The sequence below is a fragment of the bacterium genome (genome assembly GCA_040753555.1).
Lineage (GTDB): Bacteria > UBA9089 > UBA9088 > UBA9088 > UBA9088 > JBFLYE01.
In genome coordinates, this window is sequence record JBFMDZ010000096.1 from 1 (window position 1) to 8,173 (window position 8,173).

At 39.7% G+C, this 8,173-nt stretch carries 11 protein-coding genes; all 11 read left to right on the forward strand.

Features of this window, described 5'->3' with window-relative positions; all coding sequences use genetic code 11:
* Positions 1 to 277 precede the first annotated feature (277 nt).
* Entirely contained in the window at positions 278 to 454 is a 177-nt protein-coding gene (locus AB1630_08335; GenBank protein ID MEW6103800.1) for a hypothetical protein, read from the forward strand.
* A 409-nt stretch (positions 455 to 863) separates the two neighbouring features.
* Complete coding sequence (locus AB1630_08340; GenBank protein MEW6103801.1) at positions 864 to 1,064, forward strand: hypothetical protein; 201 nt, start codon at positions 864 to 866, stop codon at positions 1,062 to 1,064.
* Positions 1,065 to 1,075: 11 nt separating this feature from the next.
* Positions 1,076 to 1,444: an HPr family phosphocarrier protein gene (locus tag AB1630_08345; GenBank protein MEW6103802.1), complete on the forward strand. Its 369-nt coding sequence runs from the start codon at positions 1,076 to 1,078 to the stop codon at positions 1,442 to 1,444.
* On the forward strand, positions 1,441 to 2,091 hold the full coding sequence (locus AB1630_08350; protein MEW6103803.1) for a class I SAM-dependent methyltransferase: 651 nt from the start codon (positions 1,441 to 1,443) through the stop codon (positions 2,089 to 2,091). The genes AB1630_08345 and AB1630_08350 overlap by 4 nt, the downstream gene beginning before the upstream one ends.
* A gap of 91 nt (positions 2,092 to 2,182) precedes the next feature.
* The gene (locus AB1630_08355; GenBank protein MEW6103804.1) at positions 2,183 to 2,422 is read left to right on the forward strand and encodes a hypothetical protein; all 240 of its coding nucleotides are present in this window, start codon (positions 2,183 to 2,185) and stop codon (positions 2,420 to 2,422) included.
* A 139-nt stretch (positions 2,423 to 2,561) separates the two neighbouring features.
* Complete coding sequence (locus AB1630_08360) at positions 2,562 to 3,560, forward strand: prepilin-type N-terminal cleavage/methylation domain-containing protein (GenBank protein MEW6103805.1); 999 nt, start codon at positions 2,562 to 2,564, stop codon at positions 3,558 to 3,560.
* A 285-nt stretch (positions 3,561 to 3,845) separates the two neighbouring features.
* Positions 3,846 to 4,625: a tetratricopeptide repeat protein gene (locus AB1630_08365; protein ID MEW6103806.1), complete on the forward strand. Its 780-nt coding sequence runs from the start codon at positions 3,846 to 3,848 to the stop codon at positions 4,623 to 4,625.
* Positions 4,622 to 5,335, forward strand: coding sequence for a type II secretion system protein (locus AB1630_08370; GenBank protein ID MEW6103807.1), 714 nt, complete (start codon positions 4,622 to 4,624; stop codon positions 5,333 to 5,335). Before AB1630_08365 ends, AB1630_08370 begins: the two co-directional genes overlap by 4 nt.
* A gap of 232 nt (positions 5,336 to 5,567) precedes the next feature.
* On the forward strand, positions 5,568 to 6,482 hold the full coding sequence (locus AB1630_08375; GenBank protein ID MEW6103808.1) for a prepilin-type N-terminal cleavage/methylation domain-containing protein: 915 nt from the start codon (positions 5,568 to 5,570) through the stop codon (positions 6,480 to 6,482).
* Positions 6,479 to 7,321 carry a hypothetical protein gene (locus tag AB1630_08380; GenBank protein MEW6103809.1) on the forward strand — a complete coding sequence of 281 codons (843 nt, stop codon included), beginning with the start codon at positions 6,479 to 6,481 and terminating at the stop codon, positions 7,319 to 7,321. Before AB1630_08375 ends, AB1630_08380 begins: the two co-directional genes overlap by 4 nt.
* Before the next feature lie 5 nt (positions 7,322 to 7,326).
* Positions 7,327 to 8,173 (forward strand): hypothetical protein (locus AB1630_08385; protein MEW6103810.1); only part of this gene is annotated, 847 nt, incomplete at its 3' end.

Genomic DNA, 8,173 nt, shown 5'->3' on the forward strand with positions numbered 1-8,173 from the left:
ATTCCCTTCATTTCTAAAAATTAGCCTTCCTGTCAATAGAAAATAACCACAATTTTAAAAAAGAGACCCTAATTTTCCCAAAAATCCTTTCTTTAGCTAAAAAGATATGGGTAAGTTTCAAAAAAAAATACTTGACACAAAAAATACCTTATTGGTAAAATTTTATAATTGAGATTGAGTTTCAATTGCAGTTGGAGATTGAAAATGAAAATCAAAGAGAAAATATTAAAAAAAGGAGGTGAGAACAATGGGTTTACTGAAGGAAGATATCTTGCATGTGAAGAAGGACCTGGAACATGTTCATGAAGATTTAGAGCATGTGGCTAGACAGATAGGAGAGCATGCTAATTGCTCTGAATATCAGGATATGCGGGAGCATGTAAAGGATATGGACAACCATGTCCACGATCTCTTGCAGCATGTAGGTCATGTTGAGGATGAGCATACAAAGTGATGCATCGGGAAAGGAAGGACGGTCTATAAAAGAAAACTCATTGCAAAATTATCAATTGTCAATTAGCAACTATCAATGAAGAGGGGTAATTTTAAAATGCTAATTGCTAATTTTATATTTTACATTGAATTATAAGACTACCCTTCCACAATCCCTTATATTTTTTGATATAGGAGGTGTATGTGTTTAGCTCCTTAATATGTGTTGAGCTTCCTTTATGCTAAAGAGCCAGAAATCGCTTTGTTTAATTGTAAATTTTAAATTGCAAATTTTAAATTGTAAATTTTTTCTTAAATTAAAAAATCTACATCAAAATTTTAACATTTCTCTTTCATTTTACAATTTGCAATCTACAATTTGCAATTTACAATGTTTAGCGAAGCTAAACACGTACTAGGAGGTAAAAATTATGAATAACAGATTATTGACGGAACAAGAAGGCATGGGAAACATTTACAGGTGTTGTCATGGAATTCATGTCAACTGGATGGGGGTTACGCTTCATTTTAAGGAAGATTCCTTTCTTGATTTTGCCCTTATGGTCAAGAATGCATCTTCGCAATTGATGGAGGAAAATATAGACGATTTTATCAAGAGTCTTAAAAGTTAAGGAGTATTATTATGTGCGTAAAACATTTAACAATAGAAAAAGATGTGGGGTTGAATCTTTTGGAATGCACAAAGATTGCCCAGGCAATCTCTGAATACAGGGCAGATACCTTTATTATAAAGAATGATAATATGGTGAATGCACGCTCTATTCTTGACTCTATGTCTTTGGAGGCAAAAAAGGGGGATAGGCTTACAATCACTGCCGACGGCGAGGATGAAAAAGAGGCAATACTCGCATTAGAAAGATTGGTAGTGGGGGATGCTAAATCAATCTGGAATCAACAATCAGAGCCTGTATGCAAGAATAATTGCAGTGGGGGGTGTCGTGAAGGTAAGGGGTGTCCATGTAAGACTGTGGCTTGTGGAGCTAATGGATGAAACTCTATAAAATCGAAAAGGTCTTTATGAATAATCCCATAAGGGTTTGGCTTCAAAGAAAGGTTGAGTCCCCAATTATGTTTGAGGGGCTTAATCTTCCCAAGGAACCGGTATGCCTTGAGATAGGCTGTGGAAGAGGGGTAGGCACCCTTCTTATCAATCATCGTTTTGGATGCAAGAAGGTGGTGGCAATTGATTATGATCATGAGATGATAGGGCAAGCAAAAGACTATTATACCAACCCTCCAGGATGGGCAAGGGATATCAGAAAAGACAATATTGACCTTAAGGTAGGCGATGCCTCAAATATGGAATTTCCTGATAACTGCTTTGATTGTGTATTCTCCTTTGGGATATTTCATCATATCAAGGATTGGCAGAAGGCCATCTCTGAGGTCCACAGGGTATTAAAGCCTAATGGATATTTCTCATTTGAGGAATTTTTCTTAGAGAATATGATTTGGAAGATCAATTTCCAAGTTGCAAAAAGGTTTTTTGGTCATGCCCCATACGTCCTTCTTGAAGAGAAAGAATTCAGGGATTGTTTGAAAAAGTTGGGATTCTTGTTTTTAAGGTACAAGAAAGAGCGGATACCCATGAGTCATTGCCATGCGATAATGAGAAAGAAAGGGATAAACAGCAGCTAATAAAAAAACAAAAAAATACTTGACACAAAAAATACTTTATTGTAAAATTTTATAATTGAAATTGAGTTTCAATTGCAGTTAGAGATTAAAAATGGATAGAATGATAGATATGGCAGTTAAAAAAACATCAACAAATAAGGAGGTTAAGGCGAAATTGCTTGAGCTTTATGATGAGATATTTGTTCACAAAGGTTATGGTGGGCTTAAGGTAGAGATACGTATTTTACACCGCGGCCAAAAAGAGGTAATCATTTACTGCGGCAAGCAATACCGGTTCGTGGTGGATTTTTTAGCCGCAGAAGAAAAGGAGGTGATAAATATGAAGGTATAAAATTTTGAACCCTGTCAGCTTGGGGCTGAAGGAAATAAGTTTAGTGATTGGTGAATAAATTAACCAATTACCAATTAATCAAAAAAATATGCAAGAAAAGGCTTTGTGGGTAAGTTTCTTGTAAAAGGAGGAAAAAAAAATGAGTAAGTTAGAACAAAAGAAAGGAAGCCAAGCAGGTTTCACCCTGTTGGAACTCCTGGTAGTGCTCATGGTTATGGGGTTTCTTGTGGCAATGGTTGCCCCTAAACTTTTGGGCCTTTTCCAGGATGCAGAGGATACTGTCTGCGATACCAATATCAAGGATCACAAAAAGTATGCCTCTGCTTTTGAGATGCAGTACAACAAACTGCCGGATAGGATGATGGTGCCCGGGTATAATGACACTGCTAGTGTTTGGTATGGGCCAACAGAAGAGAATATAACTACTGCCGGCAGGGAAGTTTTTTCAACTGCCATCTTAGGGCGGATCAGGCTCATGCCTCACCAATTGAATGCCGCTGAAATCAGGGAAATAATACAGGAGCTCGGCATTCGTGAGGTAGTGGTGCTCAATAACCCGGAGGATATTCAGGCAGCACCAGGTAAAAATGACATTTGGGGTAATGCACTTCCTGTTTCTGGAAGTACTGAGGATAGTAAATTTAAACTAATAACGCTTGATCCAGCTATGGCAGCCCCTACCTGGCCAATGATTGGCGGAGGATATGACGGCGCGGTTTGGGCAAATCACGCTAACTGGAATGCAGTAGGTGAAACCATTGCTGATCCAAACTGGGCTTATCGCTTAATCTTGGGTGTTGGACCTGACTGCGAGCTTCTGCATAGGATTCTTGCCGCAGAAGGAAAATGCCCCAGCTTTGAGCGGCAAGCTGCTGATGATACTATGTGGGGTTGGTATGTAATGGTTCTTCCTCGCCTGCAGGAAACTGTTGACAGACTTGCCGGGTCCGGCCTGCATCGGGAGGTAACCTGCTGGGCTGATTCAAATGCTGCCACATCCCAAAGAAAGACCTTTGATCTCTCTTATGTGGATAGTGAGTATAAGAGAGCAGCTTTTGACATCTTCTGTCCAGAAGGCCACAGGTATCCGGAAGAAGTAGAGATTTGGGGTATTCAATCAATTGATAGTACCTTCTAATCTCTATTAGCAAAAAAGAGGAGGGGCAGGGATACCCTCCTTGCCCCTCTCCTCTTTTTAAAAAGAAAGATTACCGTGATTAAAAATATTTTTTTGAGTTTTCTAACCGGGTTTGTTTTTTTCTTTTTTTCTCAACCTGGCTTTTGCGCCTGTGTTGACGATTTAATTGCCATAATCCAGATTTACAATCAAGAGGGTAAGGCAGTTGGCAAAGAGGCAGGTGTTTTTATATCCAAAGATGAAGTGCTTACGCATTATTATGTGTTTTCCGGCGTAGACAGGGCAATGCTGGAAGTAAAAGGCAGAGAGTTTGGAATCAAAGGGGTTTGCGCAAGGAATAAGGAAAAGAAATTATTAAAGCTCAAAATAGATGGGAAAGGATTTAAAAGAGCAAAATTTGCAAAAAAGATAAAGGAAGGCCAGGAGGTATTCATAATGCTTCCCGAAGGTGAACCGGTGAGGGGAAAAATCATTGCCATAAAAGACAGGATAAGGATAGAGGTAAATGCGCAGGTGCCAAAGATAAGAGGTTTGCCTGTGTTTAATAAAGATGAAGAGGTTTTAGGGATTGTTGAATTTTTTATCAAGGATAAGAATGATGTATACGCCATCCCCGTATTAGAAGGCATTTCTTTTAAAAACACAGGCCTTTTGAGTATAAATGGCTGGAAACAAATGCGGACTAAGGAATGGATGGAATCCGATATAGGCAAGAGGCAGATAATAATTTATCTTATGGGAATGGAAAAATACGAAGAAGCTGCTGTAAGGCTTGAGAAATTGATCAAGGCGCACCCTGATGATAAGGAAGCGTATTTCAGACTTGGGGTCTGTTACGGAAAGAGAGGAGAATACCAAAAGGCAAAGGACGCCTATGAGAAATATACTTCTCTTGTCCCGGATGATCTCAAGGGCCATTACAACCTCGGCATCGCGTATTTAGGGACAGGAGATATACAAGCGGCAAAACGCGAATATGAGTTTTTAAAAAGAATCGGCTCAAAAGAGGCCGCCGCGTTTTCAGAGCGTTTGCTTGAATATATCGAAAAGGAAGAAAAGCCATGAACAGGAAAGGATTCACTCTTCTTGAAATTTTGGTTGTCCTGATGGTTTTGGGGTTTTTGACCGCAATGGTCGCAGGCTACCTTTCCCACATTAAGGGAGAGGCGGCCGTCGTTACCGCGCTTAACGAGATGAAAGATATCAAAGAGGCAATAAGAGACAGGTTTTATCCTGAATTAGGCCTCATCCCTGAGGATTTGGGTCTGGATGATATGCGCGGTAGTGGAGACGAAAGACCAGAGTTTGCCATTAAGCTTCTTTGCCTAAAAGATGACGCTGCAAACGAACGAGCTGATATGCTCGTTTTTCTAACACAATGTGGCGTTCCTTCTTTGATAAACTGGGATAAATACAGCTATAAAGGTTGGAGAGGGCCTTATTTGGAGCGGGAAATTACTGCTTATGATAATAAGGGGACACCTGATCCTGCAGATGATGAATGGTATCCTATAATTATTGACCCTTGGGGCAAAAGCGTTGACTACAGCGTTGACCCTGATGGCGTAATAGGAGAATACCGTATTATTTATGATGAATTGGACACAAATCCGGGAATAACCAGAGAAGATGAGAGATTATCAGCGCGGATAGTTAGTTTTGGGGCAAATGGGGTAGATAACGGTGGAACAACAAGCCCTCTCCCTTTACCTGCGGATACAGGTGATGATTTGGTAATGTTTATCTTTGGCACACAGCCGATAAGGAGGCCGTAACATTAAGAACTTGGTACATGTTTAGCTTCGCTAAACAATTGCAAATTGTAAATTGTAGATTGCAAATTGTAAAATGAAAGAGAAATGTTGAAATTTTGATGTAGATTTTTAATTAAGAAAAAATTTGCAATTTAAAATTTACAATTTAAAATTTACAATTAAACAAAGCGATTTCTGGCTCTTTAATGAGGAAACTCAACATATATTAAGGAGCTAAACACATACAGAACTTGTGACTAAGAGTGGTTTTACCCTTATTGAGGTACTTGTCGTTTTGGCTATCTTGGGCTTTTTTATAGCAATGATGGCTAAGGTTTTTACTAAACAGGATGACCAGAGGCGGTTTGACGAGACAAGAGTAATGATGAAAGAAATTAAGAAGGCAATTTTGGGCCAAGAAGGCGCCTATGCCAATGGCCAGCGCCAGTTCGCCGGGTATGTTGCGGATATGGGTGGATTGCCCGATTTGGTAGATGAGAATGGTAATGTAGACCCAAACGGACAACCTAAGGGGCTTTGGACAAGGGATTTGAATGGGGATGGAGATACAGTTGACCAGGTAGATATATCAGATAGTGTAATATGGCAATATAAAGTAACATCAAAAACTTGGATGGGCTGGCGTGGACCTTATATTGAAGCACCGCCTTTGAGAATTGGGGAAACTTCGGGTCAAGAAAAATTAAGGGACGGTTGGGGAAATCCTTTTATTTTTGGTACGACTACTCCCGGAGATTTAATTGTATCTAGTCCCGGGGCAAATGGGGTAATAAATGCCGCAGATACGGGATTTAACGAAGATATAACGATGACTATAAAAAAGACAGAGTATATGGCTCCTGTGGCGGGAAGAGTAATAGACTATTCAGCACCTTCTAATGTGACTGTAATCATTTATGTCCCTATAAATGGCACTGAAACCCCCTTTGTGATTCCTACACCACCAGCCACAGATGGTATAGATGCTGGCGGCTACTTTCGGTTTGAACAGGATAATACAGGAAATGCCAATGGAAAATATGAGGGAGATATTCCTGTGGGCTTGAGGAGTATTGTTATTATTGATTCCGGATATGGCAGTTCTACACAAAGAGTTTTTACCGTTGAACCTACGGGTAATTGGCTAGGAGATATTGAAATAGAATGAGAAATAACAAAGGTATAGCCCTTTTGATGGCATTGGCAATGATTTCCTCGCTTGTAGGTGTAATTATGATTTGCGCCTTTGTATTGGGACATGAGGCAAATAAAGACCAGCGCTATGAGATTACCCGCCAGAGAATGCTAAAAGTAAAACGAGCGCTTATCGGTAGAATGGCCGATGTCGCCGGAGGAGAGGATATTACCTCTTGTGGCGGTTTTATAAGTGATTATGGAGAACCTGGAGATATTAATAGTTTTATTAATAATAATTTTGTTCCTGTGTTACTTGATGAACCAGATGGATACCTTGACTGGAATTATGATTCAACACATAAGTTTTGGCATGGTTATCGGACTTCAGCAGCCAATGATGGATATTACCTAAAAGCTCCACCCGCTCAGCCAAATCCTACTACGCATTTTTTGGATGGTTGGGGATATGGAATAGAGGTAAATTTTGTTGATGATGATAATATTAATGGAATAGAAGATGGAGAGAATAAGATGACGATAAAGAGTAAAGGCGACGATAATCTTTGGGATACAGAACCAGGCGCAGATACTACTTATTATGGAAAGGACATTGTAGATGCCTTTTACTGGCGAAGACAAATAACAGTAACTAATAATACGGGTTTTCCGAATGTTCGTCTTATATATTCTTTTCAGGGAACGATATCAACTGAGGATAGAAGTGTTAATCCTGGGCCGGTTACTTTTGCTACCGAAGTTCCTGTTGGCTTGAGGAAATTAGAAGTGCGGGACGCATTAAATGTTTTGCAGCAGACTAAAGTGTTTTGTCTTCCACCGGGAGAAAATGCGTATCCAGTAACAATTGATTAAAAATTATGCTTAACAAATTTGAAAACCTAACTTCATATTTTAAGAAAAATGAAATTCTTGCCATTGACCTTAGTAATGAGGTTGTCAGGGCGGTAGTAGTGAAAAAAGAGGCAAAGGAAGTGGTGGTTCTATCCACAGCAGAGGTCTCTAAAAGTCCACCGTCAACCCCCTTTGCAAGGGGAGAGGCACTTGACAATCCACAGAGCAAGGAACTTCTTGAAAGATTGGGCAATTATCCCAAACAGGCAGTTTTAGTCAGCCCGGAGGTGAAGCTTTTGACAGCCGAGCTGCCCATACCTTCTAATAGGAAGCTTGCTTTAGATAAATTACAGGAGGCAGTTCGCTGGGAGGCTCAGGCCTATCTTGATTTTCCTGCCCCAGACGGCCTTTTCGGATATCAATTGCAGACTACCAATTCTTCCATTAAAGAAGAGTTCTTTAAGAATGTAGATAGAACAGGAAAAACCACTCCTATTTTAATAACCGCTATATCCAGACAGGAGTATAGCCGGTTAGCCGAATCCTGTAAGAGGCAGTATATAAATTTGCAAGCCGTTTATCCTAAAGAAAGTATTTTTTCAATAGGCTTTTTTTTAAAAGGACTAAAAATCGGGCCACAATATGCTCCTGCCGTAGAGGCAGCTTTACAAGAGTTAAAGGTTATCGGCTCAGGCAAGTTAGGTATTAATGATAGGATACCTTTAGTAAAGCGCCTGAAAGTAAGAATTCATGTTTTTCCTTTGGTAACGGTTGCTATATTTGCCCTGGGCTTTTTAATCCATTATGCTTATATAAAATTTTCCTTCTGGCAGTATTCCTCAAGGATTGAGAAATTAAAAGTGCAAAAGACTA

Bases quoted from the DNA above. Each gene is read 5' to 3' on its own strand.
- AB1630_08340 (MEW6103801.1), top strand. From the start codon at position 864: ATGAATAACAGATTATTGACGGAACAAGAAGGCATGGGAAACATTTAC.
- AB1630_08345 (MEW6103802.1), top strand. From the start codon at position 1,076: ATGTGCGTAAAACATTTAACAATAGAAAAAGATGTGGGGTTGAATCTT.
- AB1630_08350 (MEW6103803.1), top strand. From the start codon at position 1,441: ATGAAACTCTATAAAATCGAAAAGGTCTTTATGAATAATCCCATAAGG.
- AB1630_08355 (MEW6103804.1), top strand. From the start codon at position 2,183: ATGGATAGAATGATAGATATGGCAGTTAAAAAAACATCAACAAATAAG.
- AB1630_08360 (MEW6103805.1), top strand. From the start codon at position 2,562: ATGAGTAAGTTAGAACAAAAGAAAGGAAGCCAAGCAGGTTTCACCCTG.
- AB1630_08365 (MEW6103806.1), top strand. From the start codon at position 3,846: ATGCTGGAAGTAAAAGGCAGAGAGTTTGGAATCAAAGGGGTTTGCGCA.
- AB1630_08370 (MEW6103807.1), top strand. From the start codon at position 4,622: ATGAACAGGAAAGGATTCACTCTTCTTGAAATTTTGGTTGTCCTGATG.
- AB1630_08380 (MEW6103809.1), top strand. From the start codon at position 6,479: ATGAGAAATAACAAAGGTATAGCCCTTTTGATGGCATTGGCAATGATT.